Below are 19,138 nucleotides of genomic sequence, written 5' to 3' on the forward strand. Positions count from 1 at the left end.
TTTCCAGGGGAAGGAAAGAAACGCGGCCCATGCGGACGGCACGGGCCGCGTCAAAAAAAACACTAACAAAAATTTTAAATTTAGTAGCCTGGGTTTTGTGTGTATAAACCCGGCGCTGCATCTAATTGCGACTGTGGCACAGGGTACACAATATAATTAGCCACCACATTAGCGATACGATGTTGCGTATCTTCCACGGATATCCAGGCATTCATGGTAGTGAGCGCATTACCGCTGCGCACCAGGTCAAACCAGCGCGAACCTTCATCAGCAAACTCATGCCTGCGTTCATCAAACAACTGAGCCAGCGTAACATTGGCTTTGGGAGCTAAACCCGCTCTTGTACGCACCTGGTTAACTATTGCATCAACATCGGCCTGGGTACCTCCGGTTGCCCCGTTTAAAATACATTCGGCCTTCATCATTAAGATGTCGGTATAACGTATGGCGATAAAATTGATACCCCAGTCGAACCGGCTGGCTGCCGGTATCTTTGTGATATCGAGGTATTTTTTAAAGAACGGGCGCGACTCGGTACTGCCGCTATACGTATAGCCGGCAGTATAGATGGTGGCAGCTTTACGCACATCCCCAGACTCGTACGAGTTTACCAGGTTATTAGATACCGGGATGATCTCCAAACTACCATTAGCATTTGTGTTGGTACCCAACGAGCTGAAGTAAGTATTAGGTGTTAACTGCCATACAAAATCGGCACCTAAAACAGGGTTTTGCCCGCTAACATACATCACATCAAAAACAGCTTCCTTGTTAACCGTCGGGTTTTGGTTGGCGTAAGAAAAAATGCTTGTATAGCTGGTATTAAACACAAAGCCGCCATTGGTGATGATGTCCTGCAAAAGCGGCATCGCCAGGCTCCACTCGTTGCTGGCCATGCCAGGGCCCTCAACTCCGTAGGTTGGCCCCGAACGTGTCATATACACTAAAGCAAGTTCGCCTTCGGCAGCATATTTTGTGGCACGGCCAACATCGGTCGCCGTGTACAACGGGTAAGCACCGCTATAATTTGCCGGCAGATTGGCTATCGCGAATTGCAGGTCGGATATGATCTGCTTATAAACATCGGATACCGGGCTGCGTGGTATGGAGTTTGCCTCGAGCGCCGTTACGGTATGACTGATCAGAGGCAACTTCCCATAGTACCGTACCAGATCAAAATAATAAAACGCGCGTAAAAAGCGGGCCTCCGCAGTTAAACGTGTAGCCAACGCTGCCGAGCCAATAAAGCTGCCGTTTTTATCGATCTGCTCTAAAATGGTATTTGCCTTAAATATGCCGTTGAAATCGGCATTCCAGGCCTCCTCCACATAAGTATTCGGAGCAAGGTTGTTAGAAAAATCGTTGACCGGGTCCCAGTCGCGCCCTGATACCGACACGCCATAAATATTATCCGAACGTATTTCACTCAGGTTTAACAACCTGTCGGGATAATTACGCAGTACGTTATATACAGCGTTAACGCCCTGTATAAAATCGCTGGGTTGCTGGTAAAATGTAGCCGTTGTAGCTGATGATAACGGCAACTGATTAAGATCCTTTTTGCAGGATGATAGGGATACCACCAATGCTATTGTTGTTATAAAGAATATCTTTTTCATGTCCGTTCTGTATTAAAATGTAAAATTTATACCAAAAATTAATGATTTAGCCAGTGGCAAGCCACCGTAATCGCCGGCTTCGGGGTAGTTACCGTTTGAGCTGACCGTAGTATTGGCTGCATCGGGGTTTAAACCGTTGGTATATTTATCGGCACCAAAAAAGTTTTCGGCAGTTATGTAAACACGGGCATTTTTAATAACCGGAGTTTTGATCAGCCTTTTCAGATTATAGCCTAAGGTGATATCTCTTACCCTGATGTAATTTGTTGAGTAAACTGCATCGGCTGTAGCTGCAATCGGCGAATTATAGGTTGAATAGGCCTTACCAAAACGGCCATCGCCGGTATTGCTTTCAGAGCGCCACCTGTTGTTAAAGGTTTCCGGTTCGTTATCAGTAAAGCCCTGACCCGGACGTGATAGTGCACGTGCCAGCTCGGAGTAGATGGTACCGCCGGTTTGCCCTTGAACCAAAATACTCAGATCAAACCCTTTGAAACGGAAAGTGTTAGTTAAACCGAAAGTATAATCGGGATTAGGGTGACCAACAATTTGTTTGTCGGCCTCGGTGATGCTGCCATCCCCATTGGTATCCTCAAATTTAGGGTCGCCTGGCTGCTCGGCGCCGGCAGGGCCATACGTTGGATAATGCGCCGCAATATCAGCCGCGGTTAAAAAGCCATTATACTTTAATACATAAATGCTGTTCAAAGGCTGCCCGACACGTAATATCTGGTCGGACACGTTAAAGCCGTTCGGAACGATGATCTGTGTTTGACCGGGAGCCAGTGCCAATATCTTATTGGTATTATGGCTTACATTAAAAGTAGTATTCCATCCAAAACTTCCAACCGTATTACGGGTAGTAATTTCCAGTTCTTCGCCTATATTACGTACCGAACCTACGTTGGTTAAATAGCTTTGGAAACCGGTAACTTCTAATGTTTGTACGTTAAGCAACAGTTGTGTACTCAGTTTGTTATAATAATCTATCGACCCGGTGATACGGTTATTAAAGATACCAAAGTCTAAACCGCCGTCGTAAGTTTGCGAACGCTCCCACTTCAGATCGGGATTATAAATATTGGCAGGTGTTTGGCCGATAACGGCTGCCTGTGTACTGCCGAACACGTATCCGGCCGAAGCCAGGGTCGGCAAATCGTAATCGCCGATATTATTGTTACCGTTTACACCATATGAAAAGCGCAATTTCAGATCACTGATATTGGGCACGCTTTTCATAAAAGATTCCTGGATAACACGCCAGGCCACAGACGCCGACGGGAACACACCAAACTGGTTATTTACACCAAAACGCGACGAACCGTCGGAGCGTATACTTGCCGATAGCAGGTATTTGTCTTTAAAACCATACTGCACACGTGCAAAGTACGATTCTAAAACGCTTTGGGTTGAGGTTGTGCTGCCTGTGATAGCAGCGGCAGCGTTCAGTGTCTGGATAACAGCACTTGTATAACCACCGCTCGACTTAAGCGACGACTGATCGAAACGATCTAAATTGTAAGATTGCCCCAGCAACACATTCAAGCTATGATTTTTGGCAATAGTTGTGGAATAGTTAAGGGTGTTTTCGTTAACGAAGGTTTGTCTTGTGTAATTACTGTACGAACCCGAGTTTGCCGAAAGCAGGTTGTTCGATCCGGTAAACGTGCGGCTGGCCTGCGAACCTGTAGTGATATAAGGCACGTAGGAGTTTGAACTGCTGCTGGTATAATCCAGATTGACAGAACTTCTGAAAACTAATCCTTTTGCAATTTCATACTCACCATAAACGGTACCGAGCGTGCGGTATCTTTTAGTTGTGCCAACATTGTACATGAGTTTGCCTACGGGCGAGTTAGTAGTATTACTCCACACATATTGTGCATTTTTGCCGATGTTAGCTAAAACACCTACGGTATCCTCCTGCACCGGGCTCATGCTTAGGGCCTGGTGAAAAATGTTATCCTTGCCCTCAACGCCCGGATCCTGGGTAATAGAGTAAGTCGGCGCCAGATTTAAACCAAACTTCAATTTTTTGCTGGCATTGATCTCGACGTTTGCACGTGCGCTGTATTGCTTATAACCAAGGGCCATAACAAAACCATCCTGGTTTGCATAGTTACCCGATACAAAATAAGTTACGTTTTCGGTACCGCCCTGTGCCGATATCTCCGAGTTTTGCATAAAGCCGTTACGCTCTATGGCTTTTTGCCAGTCAACATATTCCAAACCGGGGTGGCCGGGTATCGACCAACGCGGATCGGGCATGTAACCTGCGCTTACCTGTGTACCTGATAAAGGCACTCCGGCCAGCGTTAGTTTTGCCCTGCGTGTATTGGCGTCATCATTAGCAGTAGCGCCAAAAGCACCTGCTTTAGCCACATAGGTAGCGTTGATTATTTCGGTAGCACGGTCTATCCACTCATCGCCGTTAAGCATGTTTAAGTGCTTTGCCGCAGCATTGTAACCGACATAGTTATTAAAGCTGATTTGCGGTTTACCCGTTTTGCCACGTTTGGTAGTGATCAGAACAACTCCGTTTGAAGCACGTGAGCCATAAATAGCAGCGGCAGCGGCATCCTTTAAAACTTCGATATTTTCGATATCGTTGGGGTTTATGTTATCCAGCGGGTTACCGGTTGAAAAACTGCCGCTCGACACGTTACTTGAGTTGGTAGTTAGCGGAAAACCATCGATAACATATAAAGGCTCATTACCCGCACTGATCGAACCCGAGCCGCGTACCTGTACGCTAAACGCTTTTCCGGGTACGCCTGTAGTTTGTTTAACTGTGACACCCGCCAGTTGCCCAACCAGCGCCTGATCAACACGGGTTATCGCTCGTTCGTCGAGGTTTTCGTTTTTCATTGTTGCTACAGCGCCGGTCACGTTCGATGCTTTTTGCGTACCATAACCAATTACCACAACTTCGTTCAGCGATTTGGCATTGGGCTCGAGCCTTACATTCACAACGCTGCGGCCACCCACGGCAACTTCCTGATCTGCATAGCCAACAAAGCTAAAAACAAGCGTACCGGTACCATCGGGTATGGCAATAGTATAGTTACCGTTAATATCGGTAACAGCGCCCGTTGCCTGCGAACCTTTCAATCGCACATTTACTCCGGGTAAGCCACCGTTATCATCGGTTACCTGCCCCTTAACGGTAAATACATTAATTGCCGCCTCCGCTTTGGCTATATTCTCGGCTTCTATGCGTTTAGCCTCGAGGTATTGCGGGTTAACGTTCAGCACTATCCGGTCGCTTATCACACGGTATAAAATCCCTTGTGGGGTAAGCAGCTTGTCTAATACTTCTTTTAAATCCAAACCTGTGGCGGCAAAGCTTACCTTCTGCTCGGTACGTACAACGCTTTTGCTGTACACAAATTTGATGTTCGCATCTTTTTCGAGTTTTTTTAAGGTGTTCTCTAAAGTGGAATTAGCCACCGTTAAATTTACCGGTCGCCTCAACACGTCCTGGGCGGCCAGGTTTTTAGCAAAAGAGACGCCACTTAATATTAGTGCTATTAACAGCTGACTAAACGTGATTCTCATAATTTTCCACCAGTATTTTGAGGAGAGTAAATAAAAATTCATAAATTCGTTTGTTTTATTTTGCTTAAAAATGAGACAATTAATCCCCTATCGCCTTGTAAAAGGCGTCACTCCGACGGGGCTTGAGTTCTAAAGCCGGGAGTGGTGATGACACTTCCGGTTTTTACTTGATCTTGCTTTTTATCTTTGCATATCTTCTCTGGGTTTAGCGTTTATTTATTAATTGGTTGCGGGTTTATTTCGGTATAGTATGATATTGGTATCCTCCATGGTATACGATACATTCAGCGAATTTTCGAGCATATCCAGTATTGCCGGCAAGCTTTGCCCTGTAAAATCAGCTTTAAGCAAATACTTGCCCAGTTCTTTGTCATCAGTATAAATGTGCATGCCGTATTGTTTATCCAACGTGCCCAAAACGCTCGAAAGCGGTACATTATCAAATGATATTGTTGATTTTTGCCATATCCGCATAGCCGACCTCGTTGTTTCACTATCCTTTTTTAGCAAATTGTTTTGTTGCTGATAGGTAACTTTTTGCGCCGGCAACAACATAACTTCCGATTCATCGTGATCGGGTATCTTAACCGAAACCTTCCCGGTAACTACCGAAACTTCCGTCGCGGCGTTTTGTACACCTTTAATCCTAAAGCTTGTGCCCCACACGCGGGTAATAACCCCGCCGCTGTAAATAATAAAAGGGTGTGCATGGTCTTTGGTCACTTCAAAAAAAGCTTCACCGGTCATTTTTACCTGCCTGTAAGCGCCTGCAAACTTTTTAGGGAAACGCAATTTACTTTGAGGGCTGAGCCAAACTACGCTGCCATCGCTTAATACCTGCTTGTAAATGCTGTTGGTTAAGTTACTCACCTCCATCTGCTCGGTGGCTGTTGTAAAAACACCGCCAGGGTCTTTCCCGCTTTTGCGAAACAGGTTTGCCCCTGCCCAAACCAGCAGCAGCATGGCAGCTATACCGCCCACTGTATATAATAGTTTAAGCGTTCCCCTATTTCTTACGGGTTCTTCATCAATAGTGTCGGTAATTAAAACTTTGTTTTTAAAGTTGTGCAGCATCAGCATTTTTAATGCCTCCTGTTCAACCGGGCTCATCGCTTCGAGCGGGTCATCCTGCTGTTCAAAAGCATCATACCATTGATAAAGCATAAAGGCTTCTTCGGGCGTGCATCCCCCATCAAGATATTTATGCAATAGCTCAGGTGTTATCCGGTATTTCATCTAAGTATTATATAGTAAGGTTTGATTTAAGGCTTATAATAGTAATGACATACAACCCAGGCATTACCCTAACTCTGATTTAAAATATTTTTTTCAAATAAATTTTGCGCAACCGATTAATTGCATTTATATTTGCAATCAAACGGTTGCAAGTTAAGATATGAGACGAGACATTTTCCAGGCCATTGCCGACCCAACCCGCAGAGCTATTATAGGTTTACTGGCCCTACAGGCCATGACACCCAATGCCATTGCCGAGCATTTTGACAGTACCCGCCAGGCGATATCAAAACACATACAGATACTGGCCGAGTGCGATGTGCTAACCCAGCAACAAAGCGGGAGAGAAATTTACTATCACTTTAATGCCAAAAAAATGAAAGAAGTAGACCAGTGGATAGAACAGTTCCGCCAGATGTGGGACGACCGCTTTAACCAGTTAGATAATTTATTACAAGATCTTTAAAAACCAGAACATTATGATCACCATCGAAAAAGATTTGGCAAAAAAACAACTGTACATTGTACGCGAATTTAAAGCACCTGTAGAAAAAGTATGGCGCGCCTGGACTGAGGCCGAACTTTTAGACAAATGGTGGGGGCCGCGCCCGTGGAACGCCGTAACCAAAACCATGAATTTTACCGAAGGTGGCACCTGGCTTTACGCGATGGTAGGCCCAGACGGCGAGCGTACCTCATGCCGTGTTGATTTTAAAAATATAAAACCCGGCGAAAGCTTTAGCGCAAGCTCGGCCTTTAGCGATGAGGACGGTAATGTATTGGACAGCTTCCCGGTAATGCATTGGGTTAATGTTTTTAAACCAACCGCAACAGGTTGCGTTGCCGAAATGACCATCAGCTTCAATAAAGAAAGTGACTTGAAAACGATTATCGAAATGGGCTTTGAAGGTGGTTTTACTATAGGACTGAACCAATTGGAAGAGTTGCTTAGTTAGCAGTCAATGGTCGATAGACCATAGTCCATACCCAAATCACTATGGACTACGGTCTGTCAACTATGGACTACTCACCAGATAAAGAACGCGCTGTTCAGCGTAACGCGCAGGCGTTTAATGGCTTTGGTAAGATGGCTCTCCACCGTTTTTTCAGAGATACCCAGCTCGATCGCGATCTCTTTGTTCGATTTGTTTTCGCGGCGGCTCAGTTCAAAAACCGAACGGCATTTTTCAGGCAGGTCGTTCAGGCCTTTTTCGATATTCTGCTGCAGGTCACGGGTGTTGATGGTTTCTTCCGTCGAGTTATCGGTATCGATCTTAAACAACTCCAGGAAATGGCCGTAAGCCTTGCGCCGGGTCTCCTTAGCGATATAGTTGAACACCAGGTTACGCACGGCAGTGTAAATATATCCCTCGAACGAGGTTTTGATCACGAGTGTTTTACGACCGGCCCACAGGTTGGTCAGAAACTCCTGCACCAATTCCTCAGATATTTCTTTGCTGCGCACACGTTTGTAGGCGAACGAATAAAGGCTCTTCCAATAACGGTTGTACAGTTCCTCGAAGGCTTCCATGCTATCGTTCCTCACCAAGCCCAGCAACTCACCATCGGGCAAAAGTTTGAATTCGGTATTAGCATTGCTTAAAGGCATGTACAGTCAGTTTATCACTCAGTCCAAAACGGTTAATACAAAAGCCAAACGGAGCTTAATGCATTATCCGGTTCTTATTATATAAGTAATACACAGTTGGGGGTAAAAGGTATTACAATTGGTTTGTAACAAACGTAGTACACTATCAGCATTTAACTGTCATGCACAATCCTGCCCGAATTATGAAGTTCTGAATACCCGATCTTACAGGGTATAGGTGAAGTGGACTACCTTATGCTCTCTGCCACCGCTTGAGCGGTAAAAATCGAGGGCATGCTCATCTTCGGCGTTAGCCTGCACATACATGGCCGACATCCCGCTTTTACTGCAATAATCTTTCGTAAAAGCGATCAATTGTTTGCCGATACCCCGGCGCTGGAACTCCGGTTTTACAGCTATATCGTAGATATACAGTTCTGAAATCTCGCCATTGTACATGGGCGAAATATAGCCCGTTAGCCCACCTGCAAGTTCACCATACACTATCGCGGCAAACGCAACAAAAACAGGGTTGGCTAACAGCCTTTGAGTATAGGTTTTGCTTACTTTAATGGGATGCTCCGCCCCGAAAACCTGTTGCAGCAGGATAAAAAGCTGCTGGGTTAAATCTAAATCGGTTGTGCTTAACTGTTTTATTTCAATTTGACGGGCGAAAGACATGGGCATTTATGGGTATTATTAATTTGCTTTTTGCTGATTTGACGGATCAACACGTAAAACCTTACGAAGTATGCCGATAATAATATTAGCTATAAAAGCTATCTGACTAACAGTAAACAATAATAGGCCTATAATAAATGTAATCACCCAGGCATTGTAACGCGATCCCATACTTTGAAACTCACTAAATGCATAATATCTACGCGGTGGTCCGGGAAATTCACGATAGCCAAATACGACGCAGAAAAATATACCAAGAGAAATCAATGTACCTACGACACATAGTTGACTTAGCCTTATGGATGCTAAATGTTTTTTAAAAACCAGGTTCACCGACCATAAAAACAATAAAGCTCCTGATGCAACCCTGCACAAGCTCACATTGGCGATCACAAAATATGTATCGTGCATGTTAATATCGATCACGCTCTGATTTGACGGCACAAACGAAACCAAAAACAACACCAAAGCCATTATCCCTAACAACTCGTACGGGCGCTTTTTAAGATTAAGAAAGGCAAATAGCTTTGTCATTTTGTTCTTGCTTCTCACTCTTAACCTACTCCTTCTCCAGCATCACCAACCTCACCGGCCCTACCAAACCCGATGGTTTCGGATCCCACTTAATGGCGGTAAACAAACCGTCTTCTCCACGATTATCGCGCAGGCGCGCCGGGAAATTGGTGTTATAAAATATCCGGTACGGGATGTGGCGCTTATCCATATCGCTGATGCGGTTAGCCATCAGGTTTGATACGTTTACCTCGAGCGTATTTACAGGTTTAAGCAGCGTGGCGGGGATATTGTACGAAAAATCCGGACCCAGCAATGTAGCCAGTTTCGCACCGTTCAGGTAAACCTCAGCCGTTTCGTAAACCTTACCCAGATCGAGTTTCCAGGCTGCGGCAGTTTCAAGCGGCTTATTAAAAGTAATGCTGTATTTAGCTGTTCCGCTAAAGCGCTTTACTTCCGGGCCGGGCAATTCTGTCCACGATGTTAAGCTGGTTTGCTTAGCTTCAGCAGGCAGTTCGGGGCCGCCTTCGGTAAAGGTAACCGTCCACTCGCCTTTTATTTCGGTTACCCTGGTTGTGGGCTTGTAATAAGCATACAAATTGCCTTTTACGGCCGTGGCCGATGTTTGCAAGATACAGCTTTCGCCAGGCTGCAGTTGCAGATAAACTTCGGTACCACCTGCCGGTACTTTACGGCTGCGTGCGAGGCCGCTTACTTTAAACATCGGGTCGAATAAGATTACAGATGCCGCATTTCCCGACAAGGGAACCCAACCCTCAACACCTTTGTTGCTTTTATTGGCGATGAAATAATAATCGCCGGCTCCGTAATTACGGCGCACAAACTGTAGTCCTTTTTCAACCATAGGCTCACGGCGGGTTTTGATGGTTCCGAGCAGTTTATCCAGGTTATCACCCATTAATACTGCTCCTTTGCCATAAACAGCTTTTTTTACATCGGCAGCGCCTTTTGCAAAATTCAATTTAGCAATCAGATCGGTCAAAGCGGCTTTACCAGTGCCATCCTTATCCAGGCCGGGTACATCGGCTGGCAAGTTTTTACAGATGATCACTTGCGCTCCGCCTTCGGCCAGCTTCATCAGTTGGCTAAAAGTTGCCAACGGCATGTATTTACAACCCGGCACTACAATGGCCTTGTAACTGCCGCCACCAGTTGTTTTGATACTGTTGCCATTCAGCACGCTTGCCTGTATTTGCTTATCGGATATATAATCGAAACTATAACCTCTGTCCAGCAGGTTTTGCGCGTTATCCTCAAACAAACTCCCCGTAAACTCGGGATGCATGCCATCGTAATGTTTTAACAGGTTACGGCCGGGCTCCATAAAGCTGTCGAATATGGGGTAGTATAGTAATACATCATTATCAGCGCGGCCGCTTTGCAAAAACGACTGGCAGCGGGCGATGTATTCGTTAAGCGTATGGAGATCATGCCATTGCGGATTGCTGGGCACAAAATGTACTGCCGCGTAAAACAGCCATCCCGGCCAGGGTGCGGATGGAGGCGAATAACTGATGCCATGGTAAAACACATGGTTAACGCCACCTAACAACAGTTTATCAATAGCCAGTTTTACATCGCCTAACGATGAAGTAAAATGCTCGTTGAGCCAGGTGGCCGATTCGGAAGAAGCGAGTTTTTTACCACTTACATGTGCTGCTGAAGTGGCAAACCTGTAGCGTAGCGGCTCGTTACCTTCTGTTTCGGGGATGTCGATAGCACTGTACAGATCGAGGATATTTGCGGGCGAACCGTGCGACTGGTTACGGATCAGCGCGCTACGGCCATTGGCCCAGGCATGCCACGGTGAGGTGAAGTTATCCAGCACCAGGTCTGAAATAGTTTCGCGGTAATCGCACAAAACGCGGGCGTTGTTCTTGTTTTCTTTGCTGAACAAGGCAGGCAACTGCGTAAGCAGATCATAGCCACGGCGTTTTTTAAACTCATCAAAAAAATTTGGCGTAAAGTTGGCCTGACCCCGGGCATCGTCCACCTCGTACGAATCGTTAAAAAATGCCCGGATATCTCCAACATCCTTGCTCTTAAAAGCCTGGTCAAACCTGTCGAGATAAACCTTCAATGCATCCTGCGAAAAATGATCGATTACAAAACCCTCACCTCCCGGTGCTGCTCGTTCGACCATTTTGCCATGCAACCCCATAAAAATGGCGCATAGGGTCCAATCGGGTCCGGCCGGGGCCTTCCAGTTTAACTTGCTGGTTTTGGGGTCAACCTTATCTGTCAGGTTTAAAATTTCACCGTTAGGGCCGTAAGCCATCAGCACCTGTAGAGGCAGAGCCATCTGGAAGCGAACCTGATCGAGCGCAAGGGCCTGCAGGTTTTTATTTGACGCGATGGGCAGAACCAGGGCATTGATAGGTGGCGCCTTGCCCTCCGCGCTCACCATTGGCTGCTGTATATAGCGGACTACATCTTTCAGGCTATCGTTACCTTTTACATCATAGTTTTCGAGCACCATGTTTTTGGCAGCGTTATCCACATCTATCCATGGGCCGCCAAAGGGCCAGCCGGTAGCATTGGCCATATCAATGCCCATATCCAGGCGTTTAGCCTCGTGCAGGGTATGGGTAAGCATATCCACCCATTGCGGCGACAGGTATTGAATAAATTTATCCTCCTGGCCCTTTACGCCATAAATAGGTGTGATCTCCAGCCCGCCAATACCAGCTTTGCTATAAGTTTCGAGATTGGTGGTCAGGTCGGGCTTATTTACCGCACTGCCTTGCCACCACCAACGCGCCCAGGGCTTGGCCTGTTTGGTAATGGCCGGCCAGTTGATCTGCGAAAAACTGTGCAGGCAGGTTAACAAAAATATAACGATAAGGTAAATTTTGCGCATCAGGAGTTAAGGTTTATAGGTTAAATATAAGCAATTAAATTGACCCGAACATGCTGTACGATCAGATTGAGTATTTTTTGATCTTTTAAAAACCGGCAGTCACATTAACTGTTGGTTAAATACAGATAAGGTAAATAAAATGAAAACATTCGTCATATTGATCGTCGGTATAGCGTTGACCTCGACAGCTTGCCGGGGCGATCACCCGGCAAATGCGGGCAGGGACACTGCCAGGCAACATTATAATGTTCATTCGACCCTGGATACGAGCAAAATAAATACGCCGGGCGGCGATGCCGGTTTGGATAACGGCGGTTCGGGCGGGACCAGGATAGCAAAGGATACTACACCAATCAAAAACAATAAAAAATAACGGCCATGGCTACCAAAACACAATCACGTAAAAAGCCGGTGCGCAAATGGTCGGCCAGGGTAACACAGACCAGCGATGCGCTCGATTTGGAAAAAGACATTTTCAAATCGAAAAACCCTGATAAGATCGCTTCATCGCTCAAACATTCGGCCGAGGTGAGTCACAAAAGGAAGGCCTCGCCTTTTCAAAGTGCGATGAGCATGCTCAATTTTTATGAGAACCGGGCCGGGAAAAACCTGACCAAAAACCAGAAAGCACCTTTGGAAAAAGCCAAGAAAAAACTGCGGAAACTATTTGGAAGGGAGGAAAAATAACATGACGAGGGTCAGCACGGCGCAATAATCAGGATGGTTTAAAGGCATTATGGCAATAATTGATATATTTAGCCCTGATGAAAAAACTGTTTTACTACCTGTCGCTCTTAGTGTTGCTCATTTCAGCCTGCCATACCGATAGCTCCACCTCGCATAAAACAGTTTATAACATCAATCTGGACGAAGGCCTCACCTCGCTCGATCCGGCTTTCAGCCGCAACCAGTTTGCCATATGGATGGCCAACCAGGTTTTTAATGGCCTGGTGCAGATTGACGACAGCCTGGACATACAACCCTGTATAGCCAAAAAATGGGATATATCGCCCGATGGCACCTTATATACTTTTCACCTGCGCAACGATGTTTATTTTCATGATGACCCACATTTTAAGGATGGTATTGGCCGCAAAGCCGTAGCTTCGGATTTTGTATATAGCTTTTCGCGATTGATCGATCCTAAAGTTGCATCGTCGGGTTCGTGGATATTCAGTGATAAAGTCTCCGGCAAGGAAGCTTTTACAGCTGTCAACGACAGTACCTTTTCTATCAAACTCACCAAACCTTTTCCGCCTTTCATTAGTATGTTAACTGCACAATATTGCTCGGTGGTGCCTAAAGAAGTGGTTGAATTTTATGGAAAGGATTTTCGCGATCATCCCATAGGTACCGGTCCGTTTAAATTTAAATTTTGGAAAGAGGGTGAAGAACTGGTATTACTCAAAAACGAAAAATACTGGGAAAAAGATAGTACCGGCAAAGCCCTGCCTTATCTGGATGCCGTACGCGCTACATTTATCAATGATAAGCAGACCGCCTTTATGGAGTTCCTGAAAAAGAACCTCGATTTTTTTAACGGCGTCGACGGCAGCTACCGCGATGATATCCTCACCAAAACCGGGCACATTACCCAAAAGTACCGGGGCAAGTTTCAGTTTATCAGTCGCCCGTATTTGTGTACCGAATATTTGGGCATGCTGATAGACAGCACATTGCCCATAGTAAAAAGTTCGCCTTTGCGTTATAAAAAAATACGGCAGGCTATCAATTACGCTATCGATAAGCAAAAGATGATCAAATATCTGCGCAATAGCATCGGTACGCCAGGCTACTCTGGTTTTGTGCCCTTGGGTATGCCAGGCTATAATAAAAACGAGGTACGTGGTTACCGGTACGATCCCGAAAAAGCGCGCCGTTTATTAGCTGAAGCCGGCTTTCCGAACGGGAACAATTTGCCTGAGATATTACTAAGCGCCACCACCACCACCCGCGACCTGATCGAATACATCCAGGGCGAGTTAGGTAAGGTTGGCATTAAAACCCGCGTGGAGGTAACCCAGGGCGCCAGCCTGCGCGAACTGATCTCGAAAAACGGGGTAAACTTTTTTCGCGGCACCTGGATAGCCGATTATCCGGATGGTGAGAATTACCTCTCGGTATTTTATTCCAAAAACAAGATACCTTTCGGGCCAAACTATACCGGGTTCAACTGCCCGGCATTTGACGCCTTATTTCAAAAATCATACACCGCCAAAAACAACGAGGACCGTTTTAAACTGTATCGCGAGATGGACAATATTGTAATGGAGCAAGCGCCAGTTGTGGTATTATATTACGATAAACTGGTGAATATGTACCAGAACAATATCAGCGGGTACGGTGTAAATGCGCAGAATTTGATGGTGTTGAAGCGGGTGAAGAAGTCCTGAGTCCTGAGCTCGGAGTCTTGAGTCTTTTGTTCGACGTCAGAAGCCCAGAATATTTTATTACAATATCTTAATTAAAAAGGCACAATACAAAAATGCCCAACTTTTCAGTTGAGCATTTTTTATTATTTATCATCTTGAGCTTCGAATTATTGAAGGCTCTTGGCTCAAGACTCCAGGCTCAAGACTATCTTCCCGACGGGCCGCTGTTACCCTGATCCTGCTTCAGGTCGTCGTTGTTAACACCTTTTTTCTTTTGCTGGGTCGGGTCGTTCGGATCGGCGAATTTGAATTTACCAAACCTGTAGCTGAACGATATCCCGAACGAACGGAACGGAAACTCGGTATTGCTGAACTGGGTGTAGCCCTTACCCTTGCTGCTGCTGTTGAAAGCTTTGTTCTCGGTAAACGGATCGAAAGTATTCACACCTATGCTGGCCTGTTTGTTCCAGAACTCCTTTTTCACACCGATGATCCACAGGCTGAACGATGGGATAGTGCCCTGTACAGTACGTTTCGGTGTGTTAATGATCACGAACGACTCTGCGGCGAAACCATTTTTAAAGTTTAACGAGCCGCTTACAAAAGCGTTAACCGATACATAAGTACCGTTCTGCGAAGCATCGAGGTTGAACACACCTGTCGGATCGGGTTTATAAGTATAAGCATTAACACTACCACGGAAGGTTAAATAGCTTGTCGGTGATATGGCACCGAATACACTGCTGCCGATCGAGCTGTTCGAACCGATGTTTTGATACTGGGTGATGGTCCTTTCGCTGCCTGCGGCTGTAGCTATACCTTCAATAAGGTTATTGGTATATTTATAGTATAACGAAGCATTGATAACCGATGAACCGATATAAGTAGAGTAGTTAAACTCAGTGTACTGCGATATCTCCGGTTGCAGTTGCGGGTTACCTATAGTAGTGGCTACATTGTTGCTTTTGTTAACAAACGGGTTAAGGTAAGTTAAACTTGGCCTTTGTATACGTTTGGTATAGGTTAACTTGTAAGTCGAATTTTTGATGGTTTTCGACACAGCAAAAGTTGGGATGAACACGGTATAACCGTTGCTGAAATGATTCAGGCCGGTAGCCAGGCTCGAAGGCGTACCATCGATCTGGGTATTTTCAACACGCGAACCTAATTGCAGCGAGTAGCTTTTTGGTAAGGTAAAGGTAACTACGCCATAACCCGCATAAATGTTCTGGTTATAATCGTAAGTGTTCGACAGGTACGGTGCGTAAGTAAAGGTATTCGGATCGGCATCGGTATTTACACCGTTCGACAGGCCCTGGTAGCTATCATAAACACTGGTTAAACGGCGGATGATAGTTTTACCGCCGGCTTCGATCTTTACCTTTTCGTTTACAGGCAGGGTATAATCTGCCTGTAAGGTATACTCATTGTTGGCGCCGTTATTTTTTGATAACAAATCGGTATCGGCTTTGATCGAATACAACGAAGTAGAGCTAAAGTCGGTTATACCGTGGCTCCATTCACCTGCTATATCAATTTGATGGCCTTCCTTTTTAAATTTATGCACGTAGTCGTTGTTCCAGTCAAAACCGCCAAAAGTTGTTTTGCTATGATTTTCTGAGAGGTAGTTGATCAGGGTACCGGCTTTATCAAACGCCGATGTCGAATTACCGTCGGCTTTAAAACCACCCTGGTTTAAGGCAATGTTGGAGTTAAAGCTGTTAAAGCTGTTAAAATCGTAGCTTAAAGAACCCGAACCACGGTAGCCGTAACGTGCAATACGTGTCGAACTGTTGGAGTGGGTATAGTTGTTGGCATCAAAATCGGTACCCGAAACGGTGGTACTGGTTTGCGGCCAGGTAAAGTTGCCGCCAAAGTTACCGGTAACGCTCAAACGGTTCTGGTTGATGTTCAGGTTGGCGTTGCCGTTGTTCTGACGTGTGCCCACACCACCGCTTACCGAACCGCTTACACCCGATACTTTATTGCTTTTGGTAACAATGTTGATGATACCAGCCGAGCCTTCAGCATCGTATTTTGCTGATGGCGAAGTGATCACTTCGACGTTCTTGATCTGGTCGGCGGGGATCGATTTCAACACATCGGCCAGGTTATTCGCCATAGCACCCGATGGTTTGCCGTTGATCAAAACTTTAACATTCTGATCGCCACGCAATGATACGTTGCCATTGATATCCACGTTAACCAACGGCACTTTGCGCAATACATCGCTGGCGTTGCCGCCGGTGCTGGTGATATCCTTTTCGGCGTTGAAAACGATCCTGTCGACTTTAGTTTCGATAATCGGGGCTGCGCTGGTAATGCTAACTGTACTTAATGTTTTGCCGGCCGGTGCCACCACGATGGTACCCATGTTAAAATCGGGCTTTTGCGGGGTGGTTACAACCGGGTCGATAGTTTTTGAAGGATAACCTATAAAAGTAATGGTAACTTTATACTTACCGATTTTCATATCGTTGAGTTTAAAATTACCTTTTTCGTCTGTCAAAACACCATTTAAAGGCACTTTACCACCGCTGCGGAATACCGCTACCGTGGCATAGTCCAATGGTTTTTTGGTAACAGAGTCGATAACCGTACCCGATATTTTACCAACGATAGTGGTCCCTCCGCCCAACTGCGCCCTGGCCGATATCGTGATACAGATTATTGCTGCAAGAATGTAAAAACGTTTCATTATTATTTTTTTGTAATTGGAGGCGAAAATACCCGAATTGTTACAAGTAAATGGCGAAAATTTTATAATTATGTTTTGATCGGCGCATTTTTCTTAGCGATTGCTAAATATTGTACTTTAGCGTTATGCAAACCCATACGATCACCAATACTGTAGGTAATACGCCATTAGTAAAACTGCAAAATATAGTACCGGCCGGCTGCGCTGATATTTATGTAAAGCTGGAATACTTTAACCCGACCGGCGCTTACAAAGACCGCATGGCCCTGGCCATCATCGAAGGCGCCGAAAAACGTGGCGAACTGCGCCCGGGCATGACGGTTATTGAATGCACGGCAGGTGGTACCGGCCTGGCCATGGCGCTGGTATGTACAGCAAAAGGATACAAGTTTAAAGCGATCACGTCCGACGCTTTCGCAAAAGAAAAACGCGATAGCTTAAGAATATTCGGGGCTGAGGTTGAACTGATACAAAGCGAAGGAGGAAAGATCACGCCCGACCTGGTGCCACGTATGATCGAATACACCAAAAAGCTAAGCGAAGATCCAAATTATTACTGGACCAAACAGTTTGAAAACACCGATGCATTTAAAGGCTACAACAATTTAGGCCGTGAGATATTGGCGCAGCTCAATGCCCCGGTACATGTGTTCTGTGCGGCACAGGGCACAGGCGGGATGATAACCGGCACATCGCAGGTATTGAAGCAGGCTGATCCTGATACACGTGTTATCGTATTAGAGCCCGAATCGGCTCCCCTGTTAAGCAAAGGCATTAAAGGTGCGCACTCGGTCGATGGAATTGGTTCGGGCTTTATCCCACCCCTGCTGCAATACTGCAATTACAATGAGGCCCAAACAGTTGATGAAGCCGAGGCCCGGAAAATGGCGCGACTGCTTGCTGCGAAAGAAGGCATTTTGGGCGGTACCTCAACCGGGCTGAACGTTTACGCAGCCATCCGTATAGGCAAAGAGCTGGGCCCCGGCCACAATGTGGTTACGGTAGCCTGCGATTCGGGTATGAAATATATGTCGGGTGGGTTGTTTGAGGGATAGAATTAAGATGCAAGAACCAAGATACAAGACACTTTGCATTTGAGTTTTATTCAAAAAAAGGTAAATTTTTTTTGACACGCTACCCGCCTTAAACTTCGGTCTGAAAAGCTATATTTACCTTCCAATAAAATCCGGAAATGAAAAAGTATCTCGCAGTTTTTGTTTTGATCATTGTTTCGACGCTGTCGATCTCCTGGGGCGATAAAGGCCATAGCGCCATCGGGATGATTGCCCAAAATCATTTAAACACCAAAGCGCAGGCCGCCGTTAAAGAACTGCTGGGCCGCGACAACCTTGCCGATGTAGCCAATTATGCCGATGAGATCAAGGGCAACCAGGCCATGCGTTATACAGCGCCCTGGCATTTTGTTGACCTGCCGTCGGGTTATACTTTTGAACAGTTTGCACAGGCTATTAAATCAATGCCTGTTGATAAAGGCAACGTTTATTCGATCATTTTAAATTGTGAACGCGACCTGACTAATCCGAACAAAAGCCGCACCCAAAAGGCCTTTGCTTTGAAGCTTTTGGTGCACTTTGTAGGCGATTGTCATCAACCCCTGCACATTGGCCATGAAGAAGACAAGGGCGGGAACAACATCGGAATAACATTTATAAACGAAGGCGGAAACCTGCACGGATTGTGGGATTATATGCTGATCGATCATGAAAAACTGAGCTACAAACAAATGGCCGAAAAATACGATACGGCTACCCCAACCCAGATCAAACAATGGCAGGCCGACCCGGTGATCAAATGGCTGTACGAATCGTACCTGATTGCCGGAGAATTATACAAAGAGGCTGCCGAAAATCATGATTTTAAAGAAGATTATTATACCGATCATATCGACCTGGTTCATCAGCGGATACTGAAAGCAGGTATTCGTTTGGCAGGCGTGCTTAACGCGACGTATGATGCAGGTGGCGAATAACT

General features: G+C 45.8%; 15 protein-coding genes. 7 read left to right on the forward strand and 8 right to left on the reverse strand.

Annotation, left to right across the window (positions count from 1 at the left end):
* Positions 1-80 precede the first annotated feature (80 nt).
* From BEL04_RS16960 to BEL04_RS16970, 3 genes are all read right to left on the reverse strand, one after another.
* Positions 81-1,619 (reverse strand): RagB/SusD family nutrient uptake outer membrane protein, encoded by a 1,539-nt coding sequence (locus BEL04_RS16960; protein WP_066005973.1) that lies wholly within the window; start codon positions 1,617-1,619, stop codon positions 81-83.
* A 12-nt stretch (positions 1,620-1,631) separates the two neighbouring features.
* Positions 1,632-5,177, reverse strand: a complete 3,546-nt coding sequence (locus tag BEL04_RS16965) for a TonB-dependent receptor (protein ID WP_083227966.1) — start codon at positions 5,175-5,177, stop codon at positions 1,632-1,634.
* Between the two features lie 219 nt (positions 5,178-5,396).
* Complete coding sequence (locus BEL04_RS16970) at positions 5,397-6,413, reverse strand: FecR family protein (protein WP_066005974.1); 1,017 nt, start codon at positions 6,411-6,413, stop codon at positions 5,397-5,399.
* Positions 6,414-6,573: 160 nt separating this feature from the next.
* On the opposite strand from BEL04_RS16970, the gene BEL04_RS16975 reads away from it, so the two are divergent.
* A complete protein-coding gene (locus BEL04_RS16975) occupies positions 6,574-6,879 on the forward strand; it encodes a helix-turn-helix transcriptional regulator (protein ID WP_066005975.1) in 306 nt (101 codons plus the stop codon).
* A 13-nt stretch (positions 6,880-6,892) separates the two neighbouring features.
* Complete coding sequence (locus BEL04_RS16980; RefSeq protein WP_066005976.1) at positions 6,893-7,369, forward strand: SRPBCC domain-containing protein; 477 nt, start codon at positions 6,893-6,895, stop codon at positions 7,367-7,369.
* A gap of 71 nt (positions 7,370-7,440) precedes the next feature.
* Here BEL04_RS16980 and BEL04_RS16985 read toward each other — a convergent pair whose 3' ends face one another.
* The 4 genes from BEL04_RS16985 to BEL04_RS16995 all read right to left on the reverse strand — a co-directional run bounded on the left by BEL04_RS16985 (position 7,441) and on the right by BEL04_RS16995 (position 12,076).
* On the reverse strand, positions 7,441-8,022 hold the full coding sequence (locus tag BEL04_RS16985) for an RNA polymerase sigma-70 factor (RefSeq protein WP_066005977.1): 582 nt from the start codon (positions 8,020-8,022) through the stop codon (positions 7,441-7,443).
* A 204-nt stretch (positions 8,023-8,226) separates the two neighbouring features.
* Positions 8,227-8,682: a GNAT family N-acetyltransferase gene (locus BEL04_RS16990; RefSeq protein ID WP_066005978.1), complete on the reverse strand. Its 456-nt coding sequence runs from the start codon at positions 8,680-8,682 to the stop codon at positions 8,227-8,229.
* 18 nt (positions 8,683-8,700) lie between these two features.
* Positions 8,701-9,216 (reverse strand): hypothetical protein, encoded by a 516-nt coding sequence (locus BEL04_RS24055; RefSeq protein WP_139113082.1) that lies wholly within the window; start codon positions 9,214-9,216, stop codon positions 8,701-8,703.
* Positions 9,217-9,241: 25 nt separating this feature from the next.
* Entirely contained in the window at positions 9,242-12,076 is a 2,835-nt protein-coding gene (locus BEL04_RS16995; RefSeq protein WP_083227968.1) for a glycosyl hydrolase, read from the reverse strand.
* 139 nt (positions 12,077-12,215) lie between these two features.
* Between BEL04_RS16995 and BEL04_RS17000 the strand changes: the two genes are divergently transcribed.
* The 3 genes from BEL04_RS17000 (at position 12,216) to BEL04_RS17010 (ending at position 14,469) form a co-directional block, all read left to right on the forward strand.
* Positions 12,216-12,449: a hypothetical protein gene (locus BEL04_RS17000; RefSeq protein WP_066005980.1), complete on the forward strand. Its 234-nt coding sequence runs from the start codon at positions 12,216-12,218 to the stop codon at positions 12,447-12,449.
* Positions 12,450-12,454: 5 nt separating this feature from the next.
* Positions 12,455-12,763 carry a DUF3175 domain-containing protein gene (locus BEL04_RS17005; protein ID WP_066005981.1) on the forward strand — a complete coding sequence of 103 codons (309 nt, stop codon included), beginning with the start codon at positions 12,455-12,457 and terminating at the stop codon, positions 12,761-12,763.
* A gap of 77 nt (positions 12,764-12,840) precedes the next feature.
* Positions 12,841-14,469 carry an ABC transporter substrate-binding protein gene (locus tag BEL04_RS17010; protein ID WP_066005982.1) on the forward strand — a complete coding sequence of 543 codons (1,629 nt, stop codon included), beginning with the start codon at positions 12,841-12,843 and terminating at the stop codon, positions 14,467-14,469.
* Between the two features lie 184 nt (positions 14,470-14,653).
* Here BEL04_RS17010 and BEL04_RS17015 read toward each other — a convergent pair whose 3' ends face one another.
* A complete protein-coding gene (locus BEL04_RS17015) occupies positions 14,654-17,146 on the reverse strand; it encodes a TonB-dependent receptor domain-containing protein (protein WP_066005983.1) in 2,493 nt (830 codons plus the stop codon).
* Between the two features lie 125 nt (positions 17,147-17,271).
* Between BEL04_RS17015 and BEL04_RS17020 the strand changes: the two genes are divergently transcribed.
* Both BEL04_RS17020 and BEL04_RS17025 read left to right on the forward strand, forming a co-directional pair.
* On the forward strand, positions 17,272-18,201 hold the full coding sequence (locus tag BEL04_RS17020; protein ID WP_066005984.1) for a PLP-dependent cysteine synthase family protein: 930 nt from the start codon (positions 17,272-17,274) through the stop codon (positions 18,199-18,201).
* Between the two features lie 137 nt (positions 18,202-18,338).
* Positions 18,339-19,136: a S1/P1 nuclease gene (locus tag BEL04_RS17025; RefSeq protein WP_066005985.1), complete on the forward strand. Its 798-nt coding sequence runs from the start codon at positions 18,339-18,341 to the stop codon at positions 19,134-19,136.
* Positions 19,137-19,138 lie beyond the last annotated feature (2 nt).

This window comes from Mucilaginibacter sp. PPCGB 2223, assembly GCF_001705515.1.
In the GTDB taxonomy this organism is placed as follows: domain Bacteria; phylum Bacteroidota; class Bacteroidia; order Sphingobacteriales; family Sphingobacteriaceae; genus Mucilaginibacter.

Coding starts and splice junctions, on each gene's coding strand:
- BEL04_RS16960 (WP_066005973.1), bottom strand. CDS start 1,619: ATGAAAAAGATATTCTTTATAACAACAATAGCATTGGTGGTATCCCTA.
- BEL04_RS16965 (WP_083227966.1), bottom strand. CDS start 5,177: ATGAGAATCACGTTTAGTCAGCTGTTAATAGCACTAATATTAAGTGGC.
- BEL04_RS16970 (WP_066005974.1), bottom strand. CDS start 6,413: ATGAAATACCGGATAACACCTGAGCTATTGCATAAATATCTTGATGGG.
- BEL04_RS16975 (WP_066005975.1), top strand. CDS start 6,574: ATGAGACGAGACATTTTCCAGGCCATTGCCGACCCAACCCGCAGAGCT.
- BEL04_RS16980 (WP_066005976.1), top strand. CDS start 6,893: ATGATCACCATCGAAAAAGATTTGGCAAAAAAACAACTGTACATTGTA.
- BEL04_RS16985 (WP_066005977.1), bottom strand. CDS start 8,022: ATGCCTTTAAGCAATGCTAATACCGAATTCAAACTTTTGCCCGATGGT.
- BEL04_RS16990 (WP_066005978.1), bottom strand. CDS start 8,682: ATGTCTTTCGCCCGTCAAATTGAAATAAAACAGTTAAGCACAACCGAT.
- BEL04_RS24055 (WP_139113082.1), bottom strand. CDS start 9,216: ATGACAAAGCTATTTGCCTTTCTTAATCTTAAAAAGCGCCCGTACGAG.
- BEL04_RS16995 (WP_083227968.1), bottom strand. CDS start 12,076: ATGCGCAAAATTTACCTTATCGTTATATTTTTGTTAACCTGCCTGCAC.
- BEL04_RS17000 (WP_066005980.1), top strand. CDS start 12,216: ATGAAAACATTCGTCATATTGATCGTCGGTATAGCGTTGACCTCGACA.
- BEL04_RS17005 (WP_066005981.1), top strand. CDS start 12,455: ATGGCTACCAAAACACAATCACGTAAAAAGCCGGTGCGCAAATGGTCG.
- BEL04_RS17010 (WP_066005982.1), top strand. CDS start 12,841: ATGAAAAAACTGTTTTACTACCTGTCGCTCTTAGTGTTGCTCATTTCA.
- BEL04_RS17015 (WP_066005983.1), bottom strand. CDS start 17,146: ATGAAACGTTTTTACATTCTTGCAGCAATAATCTGTATCACGATATCG.
- BEL04_RS17020 (WP_066005984.1), top strand. CDS start 17,272: ATGCAAACCCATACGATCACCAATACTGTAGGTAATACGCCATTAGTA.
- BEL04_RS17025 (WP_066005985.1), top strand. CDS start 18,339: ATGAAAAAGTATCTCGCAGTTTTTGTTTTGATCATTGTTTCGACGCTG.